At 69.0% G+C, this 23,505-nt stretch carries 19 protein-coding genes; 7 read left to right on the top strand and 12 right to left on the bottom strand.

Annotation, left to right across the window (positions count from 1 at the left end; translation table 11 throughout):
- Positions 1-40: 40 nt before the first annotated feature.
- From ACIQD6_RS26060 to ACIQD6_RS26045, 4 genes are read right to left on the bottom strand one after another with little or no spacing between them, the layout of a single operon-like run.
- Complete coding sequence (locus ACIQD6_RS26060) at positions 41-1,075, bottom strand: GNAT family N-acetyltransferase (protein ID WP_401886406.1); 1,035 nt, start codon at positions 1,073-1,075, stop codon at positions 41-43.
- Between the two features lie 11 nt (positions 1,076-1,086).
- Positions 1,087-2,115, bottom strand: a complete 1,029-nt coding sequence (tdh, locus tag ACIQD6_RS26055) for an L-threonine 3-dehydrogenase (protein WP_401886404.1) — start codon at positions 2,113-2,115, stop codon at positions 1,087-1,089.
- The gene (locus ACIQD6_RS26050) at positions 2,112-2,792 is read right to left on the bottom strand and encodes a pyridoxamine 5'-phosphate oxidase family protein (protein ID WP_401886401.1); all 681 of its coding nucleotides are present in this window, start codon (positions 2,790-2,792) and stop codon (positions 2,112-2,114) included. The genes tdh and ACIQD6_RS26050 overlap by 4 nt, the downstream gene beginning before the upstream one ends.
- Entirely contained in the window at positions 2,789-3,529 is a 741-nt protein-coding gene (locus tag ACIQD6_RS26045) for a class I SAM-dependent methyltransferase (protein WP_401886399.1), read from the bottom strand. Before ACIQD6_RS26045 ends, ACIQD6_RS26050 begins: the two co-directional genes overlap by 4 nt.
- Positions 3,530-3,933: 404 nt before the next feature.
- On the opposite strand from ACIQD6_RS26045, the gene ACIQD6_RS26040 reads away from it, so the two are divergent.
- Positions 3,934-5,301, top strand: coding sequence for a hypothetical protein (locus ACIQD6_RS26040; RefSeq protein ID WP_401886397.1), 1,368 nt, complete (start codon positions 3,934-3,936; stop codon positions 5,299-5,301).
- A gap of 412 nt (positions 5,302-5,713) precedes the next feature.
- Entirely contained in the window at positions 5,714-8,026 is a 2,313-nt protein-coding gene (locus tag ACIQD6_RS26035; protein ID WP_401886394.1) for an FUSC family protein, read from the top strand.
- Positions 8,027-8,150: 124 nt separating this feature from the next.
- Here the strand turns inward: ACIQD6_RS26035 and ACIQD6_RS26030 are convergent, their stop codons facing one another.
- From ACIQD6_RS26030 to ACIQD6_RS26005, 6 genes are all read right to left on the bottom strand, one after another.
- Entirely contained in the window at positions 8,151-8,960 is an 810-nt protein-coding gene (locus ACIQD6_RS26030; RefSeq protein WP_401886392.1) for an NPP1 family protein, read from the bottom strand.
- A 129-nt stretch (positions 8,961-9,089) separates the two neighbouring features.
- Positions 9,090-9,695 carry a hypothetical protein gene (locus tag ACIQD6_RS26025; protein ID WP_401886390.1) on the bottom strand — a complete coding sequence of 202 codons (606 nt, stop codon included), beginning with the start codon at positions 9,693-9,695 and terminating at the stop codon, positions 9,090-9,092.
- On the bottom strand, positions 9,682-10,983 hold the full coding sequence (locus ACIQD6_RS26020) for an ABC transporter permease (protein ID WP_401886388.1): 1,302 nt from the start codon (positions 10,981-10,983) through the stop codon (positions 9,682-9,684). Before ACIQD6_RS26020 ends, ACIQD6_RS26025 begins: the two co-directional genes overlap by 14 nt.
- Positions 10,977-11,753 (bottom strand): ATP-binding cassette domain-containing protein, encoded by a 777-nt coding sequence (locus ACIQD6_RS26015; protein WP_401886385.1) that lies wholly within the window; start codon positions 11,751-11,753, stop codon positions 10,977-10,979. Before ACIQD6_RS26015 ends, ACIQD6_RS26020 begins: the two co-directional genes overlap by 7 nt.
- A gap of 66 nt (positions 11,754-11,819) precedes the next feature.
- Positions 11,820-12,158, bottom strand: a complete 339-nt coding sequence (locus ACIQD6_RS26010) for a hypothetical protein (RefSeq protein ID WP_401886382.1) — start codon at positions 12,156-12,158, stop codon at positions 11,820-11,822.
- A 1,291-nt stretch (positions 12,159-13,449) separates the two neighbouring features.
- Positions 13,450-14,376 (bottom strand): DUF6415 family natural product biosynthesis protein, encoded by a 927-nt coding sequence (locus tag ACIQD6_RS26005; RefSeq protein ID WP_401886380.1) that lies wholly within the window; start codon positions 14,374-14,376, stop codon positions 13,450-13,452.
- 473 nt (positions 14,377-14,849) lie between these two features.
- Between ACIQD6_RS26005 and ACIQD6_RS26000 the strand changes: the two genes are divergently transcribed.
- Together ACIQD6_RS26000 and ACIQD6_RS25995 are read left to right on the top strand one after the other, a co-directional pair.
- The gene (locus ACIQD6_RS26000) at positions 14,850-15,824 is read left to right on the top strand and encodes a hypothetical protein (protein WP_401886378.1); all 975 of its coding nucleotides are present in this window, start codon (positions 14,850-14,852) and stop codon (positions 15,822-15,824) included.
- Complete coding sequence (locus ACIQD6_RS25995) at positions 15,815-16,315, top strand: GNAT family N-acetyltransferase (RefSeq protein ID WP_401886376.1); 501 nt, start codon at positions 15,815-15,817, stop codon at positions 16,313-16,315. The genes ACIQD6_RS26000 and ACIQD6_RS25995 overlap by 10 nt, the downstream gene beginning before the upstream one ends.
- Positions 16,316-16,348: 33 nt before the next feature.
- Here the strand turns inward: ACIQD6_RS25995 and ACIQD6_RS25990 are convergent, their stop codons facing one another.
- On the bottom strand, positions 16,349-17,626 hold the full coding sequence (locus ACIQD6_RS25990) for a PucR family transcriptional regulator (RefSeq protein ID WP_401886373.1): 1,278 nt from the start codon (positions 17,624-17,626) through the stop codon (positions 16,349-16,351).
- Between the two features lie 254 nt (positions 17,627-17,880).
- Between ACIQD6_RS25990 and ACIQD6_RS25985 the strand changes: the two genes are divergently transcribed.
- Complete coding sequence (locus ACIQD6_RS25985; RefSeq protein ID WP_401886370.1) at positions 17,881-19,668, top strand: FAD-binding dehydrogenase; 1,788 nt, start codon at positions 17,881-17,883, stop codon at positions 19,666-19,668.
- Positions 19,669-19,887: 219 nt separating this feature from the next.
- Here ACIQD6_RS25985 and ACIQD6_RS25980 read toward each other — a convergent pair whose 3' ends face one another.
- The gene (locus ACIQD6_RS25980; RefSeq protein WP_401886808.1) at positions 19,888-20,436 is read right to left on the bottom strand and encodes a TetR/AcrR family transcriptional regulator; all 549 of its coding nucleotides are present in this window, start codon (positions 20,434-20,436) and stop codon (positions 19,888-19,890) included.
- A 346-nt stretch (positions 20,437-20,782) separates the two neighbouring features.
- Here ACIQD6_RS25980 and ACIQD6_RS25975 point away from each other — a divergent pair, with 346 nt between their 5' ends.
- Both ACIQD6_RS25975 and ACIQD6_RS25970 read left to right on the top strand, forming a co-directional pair.
- Positions 20,783-22,096, top strand: a complete 1,314-nt coding sequence (locus ACIQD6_RS25975; protein ID WP_401886367.1) for a UDP-glucose dehydrogenase family protein — start codon at positions 20,783-20,785, stop codon at positions 22,094-22,096.
- 53 nt (positions 22,097-22,149) lie between these two features.
- Positions 22,150-23,370, top strand: coding sequence for a glycosyltransferase (locus ACIQD6_RS25970; protein ID WP_401886366.1), 1,221 nt, complete (start codon positions 22,150-22,152; stop codon positions 23,368-23,370).
- Positions 23,371-23,505 lie beyond the last annotated feature (135 nt).

Genomic DNA, 23,505 nt, shown 5'->3' with positions numbered 1-23,505 from the left:
GGTTCGGAATCACCCCGGGCTCGGCACCCCGCGTCCGGAATCACTCCAACTCCGGCACCACGTCCGCGAAGTAGGCACGCAGCGAGCGGGGTTGGAGACCGTACCGCCGCTTGAACGTCGGGTTGCGCCGGCCCAGCTCGACCCAGTCCAGACCCGAGGCCCAGGCCTCCCGCATCACCTGGGCGAAGGCCACGTAGAACGGGCTGTAGCCCGGGGTGTCCTCCTGGGCGTATCCGACCGCCCAGTAGTGGAGCCGGGTGTCGTCGGTGAGGGTGAGCGCGGAAGCGATCATCCGGTCTCCGACGTAGTATTCCGCGACCTGGACACAGTCACCGAGCGCCAGGACGAAGTCCTGGAAGAGACCGCGCTGGTAGTAGTCGGAGTTGTCGAACTTGGCGGCCGTGGCACGGGCAAGCTCCACGAAGCCGTCCAGGTCCGCATTCTCCGCGTCGGTCCTGTGAACGCTGACTCCGGCTTCGTCGGCCAGGCGCAGGTCGTGTGTGAGGTTGTACCGCGATTTCCTCTTCAGGCCGTTGGCGAGGTAGTCCTCGAACCCCTCGAAATGGTCCAGCGTCATTCCCCATCCCACGTCGATGTCGACACCGGAGAATCCGGCATCGGTCAGCAGCGGGTCCAGCGGGCCGTCGGCGTCCGCGTTGACGACGCCGCACAGCCGGGCGTCCCACTGGGACGCGAGATCCCGCAGCGCCGTGACGGCATGCAGGGCGGCCGATCCGCTGTCGGGGCCGGGCCGTACCGGCAGCACGGTGTCGTAGCAGTGCCAGGCATGGCTGAGCAGTACGGTCCGGCCGACCGCGTGAGGATGGTGATCGGCGAGGACCCGCATCGGGTCGACGTCGCGTTGCAGATAGGCGGGCAGGGCCGCGTGGGCCCGCCCCGACGCGTCCTCGACCACGAGGTACGCGGTGCGCAGGACGGGGTGCAGCGGGTGCTTCTCGAAGGCGCGCAGGAAGGGCCGACGGTAGAAGACAGGGGCTTGGGCGACCGTCATCAGGTCGTCCCACCTCTCGTCGACGTCGTCGATCGTGGTGTGGACGCGCACGGTGTATTCCATGACGACTCCCCTCAGTCCCTCGGCGCCCAGTCGAGGATCACCTTGCCCGCGTCCCCCTGGGACGCGGCGGCGAAGGCCTTCTCGTAGTCCTCGGCGGCGAAGTGGTCCGTGATGATGAACGACGGGTCGAGGCCCTCGTCGAGCAGGTCGGCCATGGTGTGCCAGGTGTCGAACACCTTGCGTCCGCTGATTCCCTGGATGGTCAGCATGCGCAGGGAGATGTTCGTCCAGTCGGTGAGCACGTCCTCGTCGGGCAGTCCGAGGGCGGCGATCCGGCCGCCGTGGGCCATGGCGCCGATCAGTTCGCGCAGGGCGGACGGGTTGCCGGACATCTCGAAGCCGATGTCGAAGCCGTGCTCCAGGCCGAGTGCGGCGGCGTCGATGGGGCCGGCCCCGGCGTCGATGACGAGATGGGCACCGGCCCGGCGAGCGAGGTCGAGCCGGAAGGAGCTGACGTCGCTGACCGCGACCAGGCGTGCGCCCCGGTGCCGGGCGACGGCGGCGGCCATGGCACCGATCGGGCCGGCGCCGGTGATCAGGACCGTCCGGTCACGGAGGGGGAAGGCGTCGGCGACATGGACGGCGTTGCCGAAGGCGTCGAACACGGCGGCGACATCCAGCGAGACGCCGGGGCGATGCACCCAGACGCTCTCCGCGGGCAGCACCACGTACTCGGCGAACGCCCCGTCGCGCTGCACTCCGAGGCCCCGTGCCGCATGGCACAGGTGTTTCTTGTCCGCCCGGCAGTTGACGCAGGTGTTGCACGTCTCGTGGCCCTCCGCACCGACCAGTTGGCCGGGCAGGATGCCTCCGACGCCGGCCCCGGTCGCCACGACCTCACCGACGAACTCATGGCCGATGACGCGCGGCGTCGTCACGGTCCGCGCCGCCCACGGGTTCCCGTCGAGGATGTGCAGGTCCGTGCCGCAGATGCCGGTGCGCAGCACCCGGATGAGGACATCATGGCGCCCCGGCGCGGGGGTGGGTACATCGACGTAGTCCAGACCCTCGCCGGGCCCTGACTTGATGAGCGCCTTCACCGGGCACCTCCCGAACCGTCACTACCGTGGTCGTGGTCGTCGTCGTGGTCGTGGTTGTTGTCGTTTTCGCTGTTGCTGTCGTCGTTGTGGTTGTCGTTGTCGACGTCTTTGTCTTCGTCTTCGTCCTGGTCGCCGACACCGTTGCCGTCCCCGCCTCCGTCGACCGTCGGTCCATCGGTGATCGCCTCCAACGGAACGGCGATGCGCTGGTCGTTCTTGTCCACGAGCCACTGATCGATGTCCAGCAGCCACCACTCGCGGACTTCGAGGCGGTAGAAGCGACGCGGGCCGTCCCCGCGGAACTCGTCCAGCGGCAGCCGCCATTCGCTGCGGACCTCCTCGTCCGGGAAGTTCCGCTCGTAGTACCAGGCACTGAGTGTGTCGAGTTCGTCCGGCCCCACCGGCTTCGCGACGGCGGTGAACTGCGCACCGTCCAGGCCGAATCCCGGCAGCCCGGTCAGGTAGATCGAGCCGGAGATCCGCGGATCGGCCTCGATGTTGCGTGAGTGCCTGGCCCGGCGCAGCGAGTACCAGAGGAGTCCCAGCGGATTCCGCAGCGGTACGTAGTTGACCGTGGAGGCCCACACCCCGTCGGGGCCGTGGGTGGCCAGGGTCATGAAACGTGCGTTCTCGATGAGGAAATCGCTGCGCTCGGTGAGTTCGGCCAGGGGGGTCATGACGGTTCACTCTCCTTGCGGGTGTCCAGGATCGCCGCGTGCGGCGCGGACAGATAGGGCTCCCAGAATTCGGACGGCCCGGCGGCGGCCTTGGCCGACAGGCGGTGCGGCAGCCGGCGTACGGGACCGAACCCCGCCTCGCGTAACGCCTGTTCCAGTGTCGCGGCGCTCCAGTAATGGGCGGCGATGTGAACGTCGTACGCGTCGAAGCACAGTTGGAGATCGATCGGAGAACCGTCCTCGAAGGGCCGGTCGATGTTCAGTCGGAAGCCGTAGCGCTCGTAGTGGCCGGGGTCGCGATGGGCCTCGGGGTGGATGGGCAGGGTGACGAACCTCCCGCCCGGCCGCAGCGCGTCCGCCGCGGTGCGGCAGAGGCCGACGAGTTCCTTGTACGTGGTGGCGTACGGCAGTACGTACACACCGAGGACCAGGTCGAAGCCACCCTCCAGTTCGGCCGGCAGGGAGCCGTCGACGTAGCTGATCTCCGGATACTGTCCGGCCTCGTACGCACGGGCGTGGTCGATCATTCCGGCGGACTCGTCGAGCCCGACGACCCGTTCCGCGCCTCCTCGCGCCAGAGTCCGGCTGTAGACACCGCTTCCGCAGCCCAGATCCAGGACCCGGAGCCGGGAGAGATGGCCCAGAGCCTCCAGCACACTGGGGAATTCGAGTTCTTGGCGAAAAGGCAGCCGGGAGAACTCCTCGTACATTTCGGCGAGTTCATCGAATTGGGTCATCGAAAGCCCTCTTGTCGGGGTTAAGACCGGGGGGTGGTTGTTGTCTGAGGGCGTTTTCCCGACGGGTTCGGAAGGATGTCGCCGCCGGGTCGGGGATGCGTGCACGCGTTGAACGCTTGTGCGTTTGTGCACCGGTTCATCTCGTGAACCGGCTCGTGAACCGGCTCGTGAACCGGTCATCGAGACGCCCTCGGTAAAGAGTTCGAAGAGATGTCTGACCGCCGACTGCCGCAGCGGCGCCGACAGCGGGATGATTGGCCGCAGGATCGAGAGTGTTCCTCCGAGGACCCATAGGCCCGCCCCTGAACGTGGTCCGCCGTGACCGATGCCCGCACGCGTGAAACGCGTGCGCCGTCGCCAACCCGCCGGGCGCGAACAAGGCTCACCCGAGGAGAAAAGGAGCCTTGGCACGCCAACAGCCCAACCACCGCCTCGCCGCCCTGCTCAACGAAGCCGACTGGAACAAGGCGGACCTGGCGCGGGCCGTCAACGACCTGGGCACGGCGCAGGGCCTGCGACTGCGCTACGACCGCACCTCGGTCGCCCACTGGCTGACCGGCTCCCGCCCCCGACCGCCCGTCCCCGACCTGGTCGCCCTGGCGTTCAGTCGCCGCAGCGGCCGTCTCGTCACCACGGAGGAGACCGGCCTCGCCCGGCCCCGGCGGACAGCCGACGCCCCGCTCCTGCGGCAACAGCCCGAGACGGGCGATGTCATGGACCAGCTGGCCGCCCTCTGCCGTGCCGACGCCGACCCCGCGCGCCGGGCGGTGCTCGCCGACTCCGCGTACAGCCTGGCCACCCCGGCCGCGCCCGCCTGGGATCCCGGACGCCCGGCCGCCGTACGATTACGCGCGGCGGGCTCCCGGGCCACGATCGCGGACGTCCATCGGCTGCACTGGATGACCCTCGTCTTCGCGGACCTCCTGGAGCGCCATGGCGGTGCCCACGCACGGTCCGCCCTGACCGCCTACCTCGCCGAGGACACCAGCAGCCTGCTGGCCGCCCCCGCCCCGCCGGCCCTGCGCCGGGAACTGTTCACCGGTGCGGGTCAACTCACCCATCTCATCGCCCGTATGAGCATGGACGCCGGCTATCACAGCCTGGCCCAGCGCTACTTCACCACCGCTCTCGGTCTCGCCCGCGAAGGCGACGACCGCCGTCTCTATTCGATCACCCTGCGCGCCATGAGCCTCCAGGCCGTGTTCCTCGGATTCCGCGCGCACGCGGGGCATCTCGCCGACGCCGCCGTGAACACCGCCGGTCCGCGGACCGACCCGTCCACCCAGGCCTTCCTCCTGAGCCAGCGCGCCCTCACCCACGCCCACGCACGCCACCGTCGCGAAGCCGTCAGCGATCTCACGGCGGCCGAGGCACAGCACGACCGCGCGACCAGCCCACCCGGGCCCTTCACCAGCTATCCCCGGCCCGGACTCGACTACCAGCGCGGCCGGTCCCTCCTCGCCCTGGGAGACTCGTCCCAGGCGGCACAGGCCCTTACGGTCGCGGCCGAGGCCCGCGCCGACGACCGGCACCGGTCCAGGGCCCTCACCCATGCCCGCCTCGCCGAGACGTTACTTTCCCTCGGCCGCCTCGAAGAGTCCTGCCTCCACTGGCACGTCTTTCTCGACCACTACCCGAGCCTGCGCTCGGCCCCCGCCGACCAAGCCCTCAGACACCTGCGCACGTCGCTGCGCGGCTTCCGCCGCCAACCGCATGCCGCCGCCGTCCTCCGGCGCGCACGAACATTCACACCACACCACCAACCCGCCTGAACCGGCCGGGCCTCGCGGATTCTTGGTGGTACACCCCAACTCCGGTGCTCTCAGGCGGAATTCGCCGAGCACCCCCAGGGGACCGAAAGCAAAGGGATCGTCCATGCCCGATGTCTAGCCTCGTCGTACCCCGCGGCCGCGAACGGGCGGCACATGCCGCGGACATACACCCGCAGAATCGATTTGCGCCTGCTCCATCTGGCCCGGGGCCGATCGCGACCACCGCTGGACCGACCACCGGACCTATCGCCGACCACCGCCGGACCGACCACCGGACCTATCGCCGACCACCGCCGGACCGATCGCCGACCCCACCACTTGCCCGACCGCCGGCCCGACCGGTGGCAGCCGAACTCCGGCCGACCCCGTCCCGCGATCCGATCGCCTCCGCCCCGTATTCAGCGCTCGTGCGATGCTGAGGCGTCCGAGGTCATGGCGGGGATCAGGGGAGTTCGGCGACGTGAGGGCAGCGATACGGCGGGTCGGGACCGGCACATGGGATCGCTTCGCGGCGTCCGACCCCGGGCTCCTGCGACTGATGGCGGGGCTGCGCACGGTCGCGGCGATCGCGCTCACCCTCGTCGCCCTCGCCCTGCTCGGCACCGACGTCACGTACATGGTCGCGGGCGCCATGACGGCGATGGTCTCCACCTTCGCCGTCAAGGAGAAGCAGGTGCGCGACCAGGCGATCACGCTCGCGCTGGGCCTGCCGGTCGCGCTCGCCGCGATGGCCCTGGGCGCGCTGCTGCACGCCCAGGTCATCGTGGGGGACGCGGTCTTCGTCGCCCTGATCTTCGGCGCCGTCTACAGCCGCCGGTTCGACGACCGCGGTACCGCTCTGGGCCTGATCGGCTTCCAGATCTACTTCGTCTCCCTGTTCGTGGGCGCCGACGTCTCGACCCTGCCCGTGCTGTGTCTGACCCTGACCATCGCCTTCGCGTGCAGTGCGGTCGTACGGTTCGCTCTCGTACCGGAGGCCCCCGCACACGTACTGACGCGGCTGCGCAAGGCTTTCCGGGCCCGGCTCGCCCAGCTCGTGGCCAGTCAGATCGAGCTGCTCGACGCCGGCCCCGAGCAGCTGGACAAGGTCCTCGACGAGCTGCGGCGGCGCACCGCCCGGCTGCACGAGGCGGCCCTGATGATCCAGGACCGGCTGGAGGAAGGCACACCCGACGCGGCCACGGCGGCGCTGCTGCAACGCCGGGTCGCGGACGCCGAGATCGCCACCGAGCGGCTGGGCATGCTGCTGCTCAACGCCCGCAGTGCCGAACGCGCCGACACCCTCACCCTTCATCTGCCGAACGCGCCCGTGCCCGCCAGCCGAAAGCTGATGCCGGCCGAGGCCGGCACGACCGGCACGCTGCGCCGGGACCTCAACGCGCTGCACCTGCTGGTGACCCGGACGGCCTCCGACGACCGCGGTACGGCGATGGCCCACGTACGCAACAGGCTGCTCGGCTACCGCGACGAGGACGGAGTGCCGCAGGCCTCGACCGCCGTCCAGGACGTCTTCCGCGGCATCGGTGAGGCCGCCCGTTCCGTCCTGGGCCTGCGGCTCGCGCTGGACGGGCCCCAAGACGAATCCGACGACACACCGGCGACGACCCGCTCGCGCGAGGAGTTCGACGCCGAGGACGTCTCGCTCGCCGGCGCCGAGGAACCCGAGGAGGAGACCCGCACCGGGCTGCGGCGTCCGACCACCAGGGCCGCTTTCCAGGTCACGGTGGGCTCGGTCCTGGCCATCATCGGCGGTGAGTTCCTCTCCACCCAGCGCTGGTACTGGGCGGTGCTGACCTGCTGGGTGGTCTTCCTCAACACCTCGTCCACGGGCGAGATCCTCGTCAAGGGCTACCGACGGCTCATCGGCACGGTCCTCGGGGTGGTCGCCGGTGTCCTGCTGGCAGGACTGGTCGGCAACCACACCTGGATCGCCTTCGCCCTCGTCCTGCTCTTCATCTTCGCCATGTTCTTCACGGCTCCGCTGTCGTACGCGTTCATGTCCTTCTTCGTCACGGCGATGCTGGGACTGCTGTACACGCTGCTGAACACGTACAGCTCCGCCCTGCTGGTGCTGCGCATCGAGGAGACGGCACTCGGCGCCGCCTGCGGCATCATCGCGGCCGTGCTGGTACTGCCGGTGCACACCGACCGCCGTACCGACGAGCTGCTGGGCACTGTCCTCGACAAGCTGGGCGACGTCGTGTCGGCGGCGGTGGAGCAGCTCAGTGGCGGGCCCGCGTCCGACCTGCTGACCAAGGCGCGGGACCTGGACACGGCACTGGACGATCTGCGCGCCTCCACCCAGCCGCTGACGCATCCGATCTCCCCGCTGCGCGGGCGCCGTCGGACCGTCCGCTATCTGGTGGCGCTGCTGGAGACCTGCGCCTACCACGCGCGTTCGCTGGCGGCGACCGCCGAACTCGTGCCGCACAGCAAGACCGTCGCGGCCGACCCGCGCCTGGGCCGGGCCGGCCGGCGTATCGCCCGCAACATCGAGGTGATCGCCGCGTACGTCCAGGACGAGGGAGCCGGGCGCACGGTCACGTCCGGCGCCAGCATCGCCTCGATGCTCCAGGCCGACGGGTCCCGCACATTGCCCTCCGGCACGGTGACCTCCCGCGTACTGCGCCATCTGCAACGCCTCGACGAAGGAGTGGCGGGACTGGCCCGGCCGCTCGACGTACCGGTCGCCGACCCTACCGACGCCAAGACCGTACGGGTCTGAAGGCCGCCGACCGGCTCCGGTCGCACACACGCCGGGCGTTCGCTAACCGTCGCACCCGCGGCGGTCGAGGCCTCGGCAGGACAGCTCCGACCCCACACGACACCTGACGACGCGTCATCCAGCGTCAGTGCGCGCAGGAATCCCGCGCGACCTTGCCGGGGTTGCTGTCGGCGCTGCCCCAAGCAGCCGCGTTCGCCTCGAACTTCTGGTGCAGAGCCCCGTCCTTGGCGACCTCGACCAGGCCACCGCCCTGGTCGGCCCAGGCCGGATAGTCGGCGTGACGGTACTCGTCCGTGTAAGCCGAGATGACGTCCTTCTTGCCGCCCTGGTTGTTGTACATCAAGTGACTCCCGAACCCGACGAAGATCCGCGGGTGCTCCAGCCCCCGCGCCGCGTGTCCCCGGTCGGAGTTCCAGCTCTCCGCATCGCCCCAGGCCACGACCCGGTGACCACCGTGGGCGCTCAGCAGCAGCCGGTCGCGGGTCCAGTCGTTGCCGCTCTTCCGCCAGACCACTTCCACATGCTCGAAATCGTGCCGGTGCCCCGAGGGGTTGAAGCCGCTGGTGGCCTGGTAGATGGTGAAGGCCACCCGGATCTCCTCGGGGTCGCACTTCTGAACGGTGTAGTACGTGGGGAAGGGCGCGCCGTGCGGGGCACAACCCCCGTCGCTGTTGGGCCAGTTCTGGACGCCACCGCCGTCGGCCGGATTGCCGTTGCCGTCGAAGGCCGGTTCGGGCCAGCACGGATCGTTGCTGTTGGCGCGGGCGAAGTTCCACTGCAGTACGGACGCGGTGACGAAGTCCTGAAGGGTCGAGGGACCTTCGGGAAGAGGCTCGTTGGCCGACGCTCCCGGGACGTTCGCGAAGAGCAGGCCCGCGATCAGTGACACGGCGGTGAGCGATCCGGGCCGAAGCCGGCGGATTCGGAACGACATGGAATCTCCTCATGCTCAGGACAAGTAGGCAGCTCAAGCATGTTCCATCGACGCCCGAGGAACAGACAACACCCCCCGGCATACGAAGTACGCCCCGCGCATCCTGCAGTTCTACTCTGCCTGACGGGTTTACCTTCGAAGGAAGACCTTCCTTCGCCACGGCGTGGCCGCGGTCGCGGCCACGCCGACGGACAGAGCGATCGCGGCTACAGCCCAGCTGACAAGGTCGGTGGCCGAGTTGGACGTCCAGTCCCACCGGTTTTGCGGGTACCAGATCAGAAAGAAAGCCGAAGCCAGCGGGATGATCCAGCCGAGTTGGTGGCCGAGCAGCCTCACCGACAGCAGGGCGAGACCGAGCCAGATCAGGAGGGATCGCACGAAGACGATCCCGGCTTCCGGGCCGACGGCGAGCGCCTCAGTACTGAAGGAGAAGGCGCAAGCTGTCAGTGTCTGGCCAGTGCAGTACGTGAGGCGGAATCGGTGCATCGCGGATGCGCCCATCTCGTCATGTGCCGACATGTCACCGTCGAGAGACGCAGTGAGGAACACGGCCGAGAGAAGCGGGAGTTCGTGACGGAAGGGCACGCCCGTGGTGACTCCTCCGCTGCCGATGGACGGCAGCGCGATATGAGTACCGCCGAAGAAGGCCGAGAGGAGCGCGATCGCGGCCGTTGCCGCCAGGACGGTTACACCCCGGTGGACTCTTGCATAGCGGAGCAGGTCAGAACCGGTCATCAGGCTTGCACCAGAAAGGGTCTCGAATGATATGACTGCGTTCCTGAGCGAGCCATTTCCGCTGCTCGGCCGCAGGCATCCGTACGACCTTGGTCGCCTCGCGCTGGGCGGCGGAAACACCTTCCATGTGGAGTCCTTTGTCGGCGACAGCCGGGTCCTGGCCCGTGGAGCGGTACTCGAGCCAGAGGCGGATGTTGTTCATGGCCCTCCAGGCCCGGCTCTCCTGGCGGGGCGGTACGCAGAGACCCAGCGACTCGATGAACACCTGGTCGGCCATGGCGATCGCCGCGGTACGGGCGTGACCTTCGGCGATGTCGAATCCGCGGTCACCCCACTTGTTCCGCCGCAGCCCGAACTCGTGGAACGTGTCAGGTGACTTCAACCAGGGCTGGACAGGCCGGGCCAAGCGCTGGGCCATGTCTGTCAGTTCGGGCACGTACTTGTGGTGCTCGGGCCACACGCACACCTGTGGCGCGTCCTTCTCGGCGCGCTCGCACAATGGCGCCGTCGCCGATGCCGGACGCTCGACGCGCAGTTGACCGGAGACCGGCATCGCTACCAGCGCGATGAGGGAGGCTGCTGCCGACCCCATGGCGACACCACGGATGTGCAGGGGCGTTCCCTGACGCGGCATCTGGCGTTCGGCGCTTCTGCGTAGCGGTGGTGCCGTCACCGCCAGCGAAGCGAGGGCGAGTGCGAACAGCAGCCGCACGGCGACTGGAAGGGGACGCAGGTGCTGATCCGGCGACCCCGCGAGGACGTTGAACTTGAAGGGGAGTGCCAGCATGCTGATGAAGCAGCCCAACGCGCAGACGACGGGGGTGAATGCGGCGGAGGGCCACCAGCGGCCGGCCAGATGGCCGACGGACGCGAAGATGATCAGGGTGGAGGCGCCGAGCAGGAGGTAGGAAGGCCACAGGAAGCCGGGGCCCGCCTCGTCGAATGAGATGACCGCAGCGGCCAGGCACCCGATCGCGTACGCGAGGAATCCGAGCGTGAGGGTCGCGGCCAGCCGTGCGGCCTCGATCCGCCAGATCGGTCGGGCGGCAGCGAGCACGGTCTCGGGCATTCCCGCGCGGGAGGAGCGTCCGGCCTGCCACGCTGAGACGCCGGCGAGCACGGGCCCCAGGAAGAGCGTGACGACCTGGGCCGCCACGCTCGCTTCGGGCCACACGCCAATCCAGTACCGGGACCGGCCGAACAGCACCAGCAGGTCCACGGCGATCATCACGGGGAACGCTGCCAGAAGAGGCGAGCGGCGCAGTTCGATGCGGTAGGCATTCAGCATGCGGCTCCCTCGCTGGGTCGGCCGTTGCCGAGTACCGTCATGTAGCCGCGTTCCAGAGGGCTGTCGCCCGGCGCTGTGGGCGTGGCCAACTCTGCCAATTGCTGAGGTGTGCCGCTGTGACGCACCCGGCCGTCGCTCAGCACGAGGACGGTGTCACAGGCGGCGCCAACGTCCTCGACCAGGTGGGTGCTGAGGAGGACGGCCGTTCCCGCGCGGGCGAGGGAACGGATGAGCTCGCGGAAATCGAGGCGCTGCGCGGGGTCGAGACCGACGGTCGGCTCATCAAGCAGGAGCAGGGAGGGGGAGCCGACGATGGCTGCGGCGATCCCGGCCCTGCGCAGCATGCCGCCGGACAGCGACTTCATGCGGTCTCGGGCCCGGTCGGCCAGGCCCACGGCGGCCAGTGCCTCTCTGGTCGCGGAGTCGACGTTCCCGGAGGGGACCTCACGCAGCCAGGCGCAGTAGCGGACGAAGTCCGTTATGGAGAAGGCCGGGTAGTAGCCGAAGTCCTGTGGGAGGTAGCCGATGCGACGGCGGACTCGCCGCGCTTGTCGTTCGTTGGTGACGGGCCTGTCGAACAGCTCCAACTGCCCGCTCTGCGGCGGCGCGATGGTGGCGAGGGTACGGAAGAGCGTGGTCTTGCCCGCGCCGTTGGGGCCCAACAGGCCCGTGACGCCTGGCTGGATGGACAGGTCGAGATTCTCGATGATGCGTCGTCCGCCGTAACCCTGCGTGAGGGCTGTCAATCGGGCGACGGGATATGTCGTCATTGGCAGAATTCCCCGAAATACAGGGTGGGCCCGCCATGCCGGCGGGCCCACCCCGGAGCTGGCCGGTCACGTGCCCACATGGGTTTTATTGATCTTGAATGTGCAATCATGGTCGTCGAACTTGCCCACGAAGCCCCGGTACAGCTTGTCGTGGTTCTGCACATCGAGCTCGACATTGCAGTCATAGCTCGTCCAGTAGTCATAAGACGGGTAGTTCGTCGCGCTGGAGCAGTAGCCGTGACCAGCCGTGGTGTACCAGTACCCACGGCACCCCTCGTTCCAGGACGCCTCGCTGGAAGCGCTCGACACCTGAGCCGCCAGACCGATGGCCGCAGCCACCAGGGCGCCAACGACAACACCCTTGGCGACCTTGGCACCAACTTCGCGCGACGCAAGAGAATTCATGCGCATCCCCCTTGGAAATAGGGCAATGAAGAAACGGAAAGTTGCTAGATGACTACACACGGTGACGATATCATGTCGAGCCGCCTCCTAGAACCCCGGGAAGAACATGGCGACCGTCCGCCAGCGTTGAGCAGCACATAGGCGTTCAAGACGAGCGTTGGCCGCTTTCGGTCAGTGCGGTCGAGGCACGGTGAGCGCGGGGTGACCGGTGAGCCGTCCCTACCGCGCGGGCGCCGCGTCCTCCCGGGCCTGGTACGCACGGACCCGGCTCTCCAATCGACGGACGCACGATTCACAGGCATGGAGGGGCGCCGACCCCCGATCGGTCTGAACCGGCCCGAGCCACATCACCGGCAACTGCTCGCCGTCGCAGAGCCAGCATTCGCCGTCGATCAATCGTCGATTCACGCGGCGCCTCTCGTTCTCCGATGTCGTTGATGCTCCGGCCGCCTTCGCCCGAGCCGAAGCCCCGACCGGCGACGGCGGGGGCCCAGAAGCCGGCCGGGGCGTTGCAGCCCGCGCACCGCGAGCGGTCAGCGGTGCGTGGGGATCAGAGCGTCGAATCGGCGATGCCGCACAGGAGCAGCATCAGTCCGATGAACGCCAGAAATCCGAAACATGAGGGCTGAGCCAGGGTGACGAGGCATCCGGTCTGCTCCGCTTCGTCCACGTCATTTCCCACCGGGGCTGTGCTCCAGCACTCCGTACTCCGCCAGTAGGTAGGCGCATTCGGTGCGCAGGGTGCTCACGTAGACATGGGCTGCCAACGTGCTTTCACCCATCTCCGCGTCGACGTGCCTGCGGATGGACGCCAGACGTGACCGGCGAACCCGCTGGTCCTGGTCGGGCAGAAGGTATGTCGCCGCTTCAGCACCCGGCAGTATTGCCCCTACGTGTGCCCGCAGTTCCTCGGTCACGTGTCTCAACGCCTCGGGACGGACTCGTTCTTGACCCAGCTTCTCCGCCCGGCCGAGGGATCTTCCGATCGCCTGTGCGCGAGCGATCGCCCGACGACACGAGCACGGGCAGGGCTGTGGGTCGCCGGGCAGGAGAACCGCGCCCACGCTGGTGATGGTCGTCCTACCGTCGCATCTGTGCGACGAGACCAGCTCGAACATCTCCGCAGCCATGCATGCCGCGCAAGGGCTGGGCGCAGCGGGGCCCGCAGGCAGGTCGGCGGGTGTGATCGGGGCGCCGCGGAACAGGACGGTCACCCTGTGGTCCTCGCACCGGACGCCCACGTCTCCGTCGAGGGGATAGGCGTGATCGTCGTCGCCAGTGGGACAGTGGGTCATCGCGCCCGCCGTACGGCGTACCGAAGGGCGGTGCCGGTCTCGCAGGACTGAGGAGTCGGCTGGTTACGGCGCGAGTGACGAGCGTCGACCAGGATGCGGGTCACCCGGGCGAGGGCACGCAACTGGACCCAGGCCCCGATGCGATCCTCCTGCGGCGCGGCGGCGAGCAGTTGCGCGGCATCCCGCACTGCTCCGGCCACACGCGCGCCATCCGCGCACTCCCCGGCCCCGGCTTCCTTGACCGCCGACACCAGCAGCGTCAGGTGGCGTCGCAGCAGGTCGGCCCTGTCGGTGAGAGCCGCTTGGGACGCGGCGGACTGATGCGAGGCGAGCGCCGTTTCGCAGTCGTCAGCGATGGCCCGGAGGCTCGTCTCCACCGTGCAGGCGGAGCATGTCTCCAGGTGATCGAGCAAGGCCCGGTGCGCCAACTTCTTCTGCTCCGTCGCCTCCAGGCGCTCGTGCCCGGTCTGGAGGAGCACGGCCACTGCCTCGGGATCACACAGCCGAAAGGGGGTGTCGGCGGGCACGGCCCAGTACGGCCGCCGGCCTTTGGGGGCGGTGTAGTCGGTGCGGGGTACGGCGCACCATGTGCCCGCGCCGCGCGCCGCGCCGTGCCGACAGGTCCACGTGACGGCTGTACCGAGCGGCACCAGGGCGTAGTACCAGATGCGCGGGTCGCAGATCACCGGCCCGCACAGGGTGCGGGAGAGAGCGGCGCAGACGTCAACCGGGGTGGCGCTGGCCACGGCGGCGTGTACGAAGCGGGCCGGCATCTTCACGACATCGAACTTCTTGCCGAGACGAAGCAAGGCGGGGCGGCAGCTGTCCCAGTCGTCCTGTGCGAGTTGCGCGTCGCGAACGGTGGAAAGCAGCCAGCGCTCCGCCGGCCCGACGAATCTTCTTCCTGAAAGGAGAGCTGTCATGGGGGAACATCCCGACGTAGGGGAATGGGGATGTATCCAGACTCCTTTTCACCATTGCGCAGGCATAGGACAGTTGAGCACCCGTTACCGCACGGGGTGAGGACAGGTTTCTCAGGACAGGCGGCTGGACAGCCGTTACGGTGAGAAATGAGCGGTGGGGGTTTTCCATGCCGGGGACCGGACCCAACGAGACACTGCGCGCCCTCATGGCGCAGCACGGTTTCAGTCACAACGGGCTGGCTGACGCGATCTGCACCACCTCGCAGTGGATCACTGCGAAGCCTGTGTCCTGCACAGGCCGACAGATTCGTCGGCTGCTGTCCGGTGAGATCGCCTGGCCCGGAGAGGCATACCGTGCGGCACTGGAACGGATCTTTGGGGTATCCGCCGAGGACATGGGGTTCGTGCCGTCAGCCAGCTACCGGAGTAGGGTCCGGGCGAAGAGAATACAACCGGATCAGCAGGAACCGCCCATGCTTCGGCGTCAGTTCGTCCTCGGTCTGACCGGGGCCGCACTCGCACTCCCCCCTCTCCCCGGCGCCGGCCGCCTCGGCATGAGCGACATCGACCGCATCCAGGCCACGTCCGCCCAGCTCCACCAACTCGACAACGCGCACGGAGGCGAGCAGGTCGCCGAGATCGCAGCGCGCTACATCGAGTATGTGGAGCACGCGGCGCGCCACTGCACGTACGGCGGCGCCGTGCAGACTCGTCTTCACCGCACGCTCGGGGAATTGTGCGCCAGCGCTGCCTGGTTCTACTTCGACGCCGGTCAACAAGAGGCGGCACGCCGCTGGTGGGATACCGGACTCCGCTACGCCCTGCTCGGCAGAGACCGGCTACTCCAAGCGCGTATCTGGTCGTCCATGTCGCACCAGGCATCCGCGCTGGGACATGGAGCCGAGGCGGTAGCGATCGCGCGGGCGGCTCTGGAGGGCACCCGCAACGTACGGGACGGCATGCTCTCCTCAATCCTGCACACCCGAGTCGCCAGGGGGTACTCAGTCCAGGGAGAGAAAGGATGGTGCGGCAAGTCGCTGCACCGAGCGGAGCAGGCGTACGACCAAGAGCCCGCCGAACCCATGCGCTGGCTCAGCTTCTATTCGGCCGGGGAACTCTTCAGCACCACCGCGCTGTGCCACCTTGATCTCGGTCTCTACGACCAGGCGGTGCAGGGCGCCAGCGCCGCACTCGCCGCAGTCCAGTCCACGCCCTTCTACCGCAACCAGCTGGCGGGCCACGTACGCCTCGCACGGTGCCTCGGAGCGGCCGGCGAGTTGGACGCGGCGATGGCAGCCGGGGAAAGCGCGCTCTCCCTGTTACCCCAAGTGCGCAGCCCGCGCATCATGGCGGGTCTCACGAGTTTCCGCGATGATCTGCTCGTCCGCCGCCCAGCCGGGGCGGCAGACTTTTCTGAGCGATACGAGGCGGTAGTGACATGTCCGTAGACCTACTGACCACCAGCCACTACGACGAACTGCTGCCGGCGGTCCGCCGCAGCCTCCTTGACGTGTACGCAGACGTGTACGCCGATGAGATCATCACGGACCCGTTCTTCAGCCTGGAGCGGTTCGAAGAGCGCCTCAACTGGCATTCATCGACGCCCGGTTGGGGCTGCGTCGTAGCGGAGGTGGGCGATGTCGTGGCCGGATTCACGTACGGACGTCCCGATCGGGACACCACCACATTCGGGCTCTGCGAGATCATGCTGCGGCAGGAATGGCGCGGCCGTGGCATCGCAGAGGTGATGCACTCCGAGCTGATGAGCCAGCGGCACGAGGAGCGCTCGCAGCTCCTGGTGCGCCGCGAGCGTCCCCGTATCCGTGCGCATTACGAGAGCTGGGGATACAAGCACGCCGGCGAGAAGCTTCCGTTCCCGGACTCCCCGTTGTACGACGTGATGGTTCTCGACCTTCGCGAGCCCGTGCCAGAGTCCTGACCGCTCCCCGCCCTCAATCCCGCCGGACAGGCTCTAGGAGGCCGGCGAGGCGCCGTGTGGCTCGGCCGTACCGTACGCGTCCTGATCCGGGCAGAGCCCGGCCGCCCGCAGCCAGGTGGTCAGCGCCCACCACCAGTGCAGGGTGCCCAGCGGCCCGGACCGGCCCTCGGGCAGGGGGTCGGTCAGCGATTCCCCCGTGATCTGCTGGAGCCGGCCGAGCCGATAGCGGACGGTGTTGGGGTGGGTGAACAGGGTCGCCGCCGTCTGGTCCAGGCGTCGGCCGTGGTCCAGGAACGTCAGTGCGGTGAGCGCGAGTTGCTGGTGGAAGGCGTCCGACCGGTCGAGGGAGCCGAGGAGTCTGCCGCTCAGGTACGAGCCCAGGAGCGGCTGGTCGGCCAGGGCGATCTCACCGGCGAGGTCGGTGAGATCGTACAGTCCGTGCCGCCCCCGCTGTCCGGCGATGTCCAGGGCGCGGACGCAGAGCCGGTACACCGGGCGAAGTTCGTCCAGGGGAACGGCCGGAGAGACCACGACGAGATCCGCTCCAGCAGGTCTCGCCCCGGGCCCGGCAAAGACCGGGCCGGCGGGGTCCGGTGCGCTCGCCCCGATCTCCTCGTTCCTCGGCGGCCGGGCACACACGCCCACCAGATGCCCTTCGACCAGCCCGAAGACCCCCCTCAGCGGTGAGAGCCGCGGTGCGAGAAGGCGCGTACGCGCGGGGTCACGGACATCCGAGACCAGGCAGTGGCGCACATCGTCCGGTCGTATCCCGGCCCTTGCCAGGTCCTCGGGGGCGGGAGTCACCCCGCCCACCAGTAACTGCCGCAGCAGTCTCGTCCGCAACTCGCCCGCCGCGTACGGAATCCCCCGCTCCGCGCTGCGGTATCCATGGACCACATGGCGTTCGACGGCGTCGCCGTACTCCTTCAACCGCAGGACCACGGTGAGCAGTACGGCGTCGGGCACCCCGGCGGACCGGCAGCGGTCGACGGTGATCTCCACCGCGCGGGTGAGGGCGGCCTGCACACCACGCAGCACAGCGGTCATCGGGACGCCCTGCCCCGCCCGGTCGGCGCCCAGCAGCAGGGCCGCGGCGAAGTCCTGCTCCTCGACGCGGCCGAAGGTGCCGAACCACTCACCGGCCGCCGTGATCATGGCCGCGACATGCCGGTGGCTCGCCGCCTCGGTGAGCCGGGCCACCTCGGGTGAGTGGGTCCTCGCCGCGTGGACGAGTTCGCCGCACACATCCGCGTCGATGGCCATGGCACACAGGATCTCGGTGACCGGCTCGCGTTGATGGGTGACGGTCATGAGGCTCGCCCTTCTCCGTCCGAGCGCTGTTGCCGAGCTACAACGGCGGAGCGGATGCGTTGGCGCCCGGCCACTACCGCACTTCTGTGGCGACCTGATTAGCTGTGAGCTACCGCACAGTAACAGCATGCCCCATCGGGACAACACCCTCCGCGCGCCCGTGGGCGCGCGATCGTCGGGCGCCTCCCCCCGCACTCCGGTCCGGCCCCTTGTCGGGGCGAATTCCGCGGCTCCCCCTTCGGAAGGCAACCCCCATGGAGAAAGCAGCAGATCCGGCCATGTTCAGCCGCCGTCGCGCGCTGTCGGTGGCGGGAGGTGTGATCGCCGGCGCGGCCGCCTTCTCACAGGCGATGCCGGCCTTCGCCGCCCAGTCGTCGGACGCGGATGTGATCGTCATCGGCGGCGGGCTGGCGGGCCTCGTCGCGACGGCCGAACTGGCGGACGCCGGGCGCAAGGTGCTTCTGCTGGACCAGGAACCGGAGACCAACCTGGGCGGGCAGGCGTTCTGGTCGTTCGGCGGGCTGTTCCTGGTCGACTCCGCCGAGCAGCGGCTGATGGGCATCAAGGACTCTCACGAACTGGCGTGGCAGGACTGGCAGGGCGCGGCGGGGTTCGACCGCGGCACCACCGATCCCGGCGGGCAGGACTACTGGGCCTACAAGTGGGCGGAGTCCTATGTGGACTTCGCCTCCGGCGAGAAGCGGTCCTGGCTCTACCAGCAGGGGGTGCGCTGGTTCCCGATCGTCGGCTGGGCCGAGCGCGGCGGCGGACTGGCGGACGGGCACGGCAACTCGGTGCCCCGTTTCCATGTCACCTGGGGTACCGGCCCGGCGGTGATGGAGCCGTTCGAGAAGCGGGTACGGGCCGCGGCGGCCAGGGGCAGGGTGACCTTCAAGTTCCGGCACCGCGTCGATGAGCTGGTGCGGACCGGCGGCGCCATCAGCGGCGTACGGGGAGCGGTCCTGGAGCCGAGCAATGCCCCGCGTGGCACGGCCAGTTCCCGTACGGTGGTCGGCGACTTCGAGCTCCGCGCCCCGGTCGTGATCGTCACCTCCGGTGGCATCGGCGCCAACCACGACCTGATCCGGCAGAACTGGCCGGCCCGCCTGGGCTCCCCGCCCAAGAGCATGATCTCCGGGGTGCCCGCGTACGTGGACGGCCGGATGCTCGCGATCACGGAAGCGGCGGGCGGACGGATCGTCAACCCCGACCGGATGTGGCATTACACCGAGGGGCTGCGGAACTACGATCCGATCTGGGCCAAGCACGGCATCCGTATTCTGCCCGGCCCGTCGTCCCTGTGGCTGGATGCCACGGGCAAACGCTTCGCCGCCCCCAACCTCCCCGGATACGACACCCTCAGCACGCTGAAGGCGATCACCGACTCCGGGTACGACTACTCCTGGTTCGTCACGACCCAGAAGATCATGGCGAAGGAGTTCGCCCTGTCCGGATCCGAGCAGAACCCGGACCTCACCAACAAGGACATCCTGCTGACCCTCTCGCGCGTCTGGCAGACCCCTGAACCGATCGAGAAGTTCAAGAAGAACGGTGTCGACTTCGTCGTCTCGTCGACCCTGCCCGAACTGGTCGCCGGCATGAACAGGCTGACCGGTACGAGCCTGATCGATCTGGCCGACCTCAAACGGCAGATCGATGCCCGGGACCGGGAGATCGACAATCCGTACACCAAGGACGTCCAGGTCATGGGGATCCACAACGCGCTCAGATACAGCGGGGATCTGCTCAGCCGCACCGCCACGGCGCACAAGATCATGGATTCCAGTGCCGGACCGCTGATCGCCGTACGCCTCAACATCCTCACCCGCAAGACCCTCGGCGGGCTCCAGACCGACCTCTCCGGTCGTGTGCTGGACAGTGCCGGCGCCCCGGTCCCCGGTCTCTACGCGGCCGGCGAGGTCTCGGGGTTCGGCGGAGGAGGGGTGCACGGCTACCGGTCCCTGGAGGGCACCTTCCTGGGCGGCTGTCTGTTCTCCGGCCGTCAGGCGGGACGTGCGGCGGCCGCCGCCACCGGGTCCTGACCGGCCGGACAACGCGCAGGTCGCCGGCCGCAAACAGGTCCGGGGCGTCGTGGGCGACGCGCGGGCCGCGCGATTGCCGCGCCGGAACGGTCCTTTCGGACGCGCGCTCGCCAACTCGGGTGCGAGCGCCCCGAATACGCGAACTCACCGAAAACACTAGCGCCCCGACTCAGGTGCGAGCGCCCCGGCCGCACCGACGTCCTGACCCGGTCGCGGGTCTCACTGCCCCTCGGCCGGGTGCTCGGAACAAGCGCAGGGCGGGCTCAGCAGAGGGTCGATTCCCGCCCGGAGGTAGGTGAGCAGCGTGCTGTCCGACGCGGCGACCAGCGCCGGGGTACGGATGGCGATACGCATCAGGGTCGTGCCGAGCAGCCAGGCCGAGAGCAACTCGGCCCGCAGTTCGGCGTCGGGGCCGTCGAGACGCTTGGCGAAGCTCTCCGAGAAGACTTCGGTGATCTCGTCGCGGAGCTGCCCGACGGCCTCCTCCCGGCTGGAGGAGCGGAGCACCGACAGCACCGGATGCGGGAACTCGTCCTCACTGGGCGAGTTGGAGATGAAGTCACGGATCCAGACCGCCACGTCTTCGAGCGGCAGGTGCCGCAGCGGCTCGAACATGGCGGTACGCGTCGTCACCGCTTCGAAGAGTGCTTCTTTTGAGCCGAAGTAGCGGTAGACGAGGGCGGCGTCCACTCCTGCTTCCTTGGCGATATCCCGAACGCTCGTGCCGTTGTAGCCATACCTCCCGAAACGCCGGGCGGCGGCGCCCACCAGAGCCGCGCGCGTACCCGCCGCGTCGTGTTTACGGGCTTGCCGAGCGCAGGTTCCGCTCTGTTCCGATTTCTCCGGACTGTTCACCTGTCATACCTCCGCCTTGATCATGTCGCACGTGCTGTCGACCCAGCTTCTCTCATGTCCAAAAGTCATCGAACGTTGTCACCAAACGTTGACTCGTGCCTGAAGCAACCATATTTTTTGATCAACGGGCGGTGACCTTGGGCGTTCCCTTCCCACTCCCTCGGCCGGACGACGGTGTCCGACGCACGCCGGAAGGGCCGATGCATCGGTTCACGTGCCACGCGCCCGCCCCCGAACTCAGCAGAAGTGGTGATCAACTGTGCGTGATCGACACGTCGCCGTCATTGGAACCGGATACGTCGGACTGACCACCGGCGCCTGTCTGGCCTCCCTCGGCCACCAGGTGGTCTGCGCGGACGCCGACCCCTACAAGGTCGAACGGCTCCGGCGGGCGGAGGTCGACATCCTGGAACCCGGCCTGCCGGAACTCGTCCGGGAGGGACTGGACTCCGGCCGCCTGGAGTTCGTCCAGGACACCCCGGGCGCCGTCGGCGACGCCGACGTGGTGTTCCTCTGCCTGCCGACCCCGATGGGAGTCGGCGGCGCCGCCGACCTGGCCGCGGTCGAGGCCGTCGCGGACGAGATCCGTACGGTCCTGCCGCACGAAGCCGTCGTCGTCAACAAGTCCACGGTGCCGGTCGGCACCACCGAGCGCGTCGCGGCGCTGCTCGGGCGTCCTGACGTGACGGTGGTGAGCAACCCGGAGTTCCTCCGCGAGGGCCACGCGGTACGGGACTTCCTCAACCCCGACCGCATCGTGGTCGGCGCCGCCGACCGCGCCGCCGCGCAGCGCGTCGCGGATCTGTACGCCGAACTCGACGCCCCGCTGGTGCTCACCGACGCGGCCAGCGCGGAACTCGCCAAGTACGCGGCGAACTTCTTCCTGGCCATGAAGCTGTCTTTCGCGAACAACCTGGCCACGCTGTGCGAACACTTCGACGCGGACGTCAACGACGTCATCACCGGTATAGGCCACGACCCGCGCATAGGCAGCGCGTTCCTCAATCCGGGACCCGGCTGGGGCGGCTCCTGCCTGCCGAAGGACACCCACGCGCTGCTGACCGTCTGCGAGGAGTCCGGCGTGGAGTTCCCGCTGTTGCGGGCCACCATCGAGACCAACGTGGAGCACCAGCGCCGGCTCGTCGAACGCGTGGTGGCCGGATGCTCGCCGGGTGACGGCTCGCTGCACGGCGTACGGCTGGCACTGCTCGGCCTGTCCTTCAAGGCCGGCACCTCCGACCTGCGCGACTCGCCCGCCCTGGCCATCGCCCGCCTGCTCAAGGAGCGTGGCGCCGAGCTCTACGCGTACGACCCCGCCTTCAGCGAGACCCGCCCCGACCTCAGCGATCTGCTCACGATCGTCGACACCCCGGAGAAAGCGGTCGAGCACGCCCGCGCCTGCGTCATCCTCACCGAGTGGCCGCAATTCCGCGATCTCGACTGGGAAGCTGTCGCCGGACTCCTGGATACCCCGGTCGTGTACGACTTCCGCAACCTCCTCGACCCGGCCCGGCTCCGCCGGGCCGCACTGTCCTGGGAAGGCATCGGCCGCTCGTACGCGATGGCGGGCTGACCGCGGACCGGCCCTCCCCCTCGCGACAAGAACCCCACCAGAAAGGCCCCTTCGTGCGCATACTGTTCACCACCCTCGGCAGCCCCTCACACGGGCGCGCCCAACTGCCCCTCGCCCGGGCGCTCGCCGCGGCCGGCCACGAGGTACTGGCGGCCACCACCCCGTCCACCGCATCGGTCTTCGAACACGACGACGTCCGGGTGGTGAGCACCATCAAGGACTTCGAACCGGGTTCCGAAGCGCTGCTCGCCATGAAGGAACTGGCCGGCGACCAGCCGGATCTCGACGGCAGGCAGCAGAGCGAGCTGATGATGCGCGTCATGACCAAGGCCCTGTCCGGTCCGGTGGCGAAGGAGATCCTGGACGTTACGCTCCCCCTGGCGCGGGACTTCCGTCCCGATGTCATCCTCCGTGACGGCATGGACATGAGCAGCGTCCTGATCGGCGAACTGCTCGGCATCCCGCAGCTGCCCACCCCGTCCGGGGCCAGCAACACCTTCGACCCGGCCGAGCTGCTGCCGGGCCTCAACGCCCTGCGGGAGGAACTCGGCCTGCCCACCCACGAGGACCCGCTGTCCGTCGTCCCGCAGGGGCGCGTCGACTACGTGCCGCCGGCCTTCTCCTTCGCCAGGCACCTGCCGACGTCGTGGGCGTACCGGCAGACGGTGACCGTGGACCGCCATTCCGTCCTGCCCCAGTGGGTCGCCGAACTGCCCACCGACCGCCCCCTGGTGTTCGCCGCCCTCGGTACCGCGCTCCCCATGATGCACGAGAGGAAGGGCGACGAGGAGGTTCCGGACATGCCCTTCCGGATGCCGGACGCGGTCGACACCCTGCGGACGATCCTCAAGGCGGCGTCGCAGCTGGACGAATGCACCGTCATCGTGGCGACCGCCGGTCTCCCGGTGGACACCGACGGCCTGCCGCCGCACGTCCACATCACCGAGCGGCTGCCGCAGCCGCTGCTGCTGGAATCCGTCGACCTGTTCATCACTCACGGCGGTTTCAACAGCATCCGGGAATCACTGCGCACGGCCACGCCGTTGGCGGTGCTGCCCCAGTTCGGTGATCAGCACGAGAACGCGCGGCGCGTCCAGGAACTCGGGATCGGCCGGGAGATCACCGACGGTACGCCGGACGGCATCACCGCGGTCTGCCGTGAGGTGCTGGCCGACTCCGCCATCGGTGCGAAGGCACGCCAGGCGCGTCTGGCGATGCTGACGCTGCCGGAGGTCGAGAACGCCGTCGCCGATCTGGAGAAGCTCGCCGGATAGTCCGCGCCAGGGAGCCGGGGGCCCCGGGCCCCGGGGGGGGGGGGGCCCCCCCCCCCCCCGGGCCCGGGGGGGGGCGGGCGCCCCCGGCCCCCCCGCCGCCCCCCGCGCGCGGCCCGCCCCCCCCGCGGGCCGGGG

It is taken from the genome of Streptomyces sp. NPDC088400 (genome assembly GCF_044753355.1).
In the GTDB taxonomy this organism is placed as follows: domain Bacteria; phylum Actinomycetota; class Actinomycetes; order Streptomycetales; family Streptomycetaceae; genus Streptomyces.
This window is presented reverse-complemented; position numbering and strand designations above follow the sequence as displayed.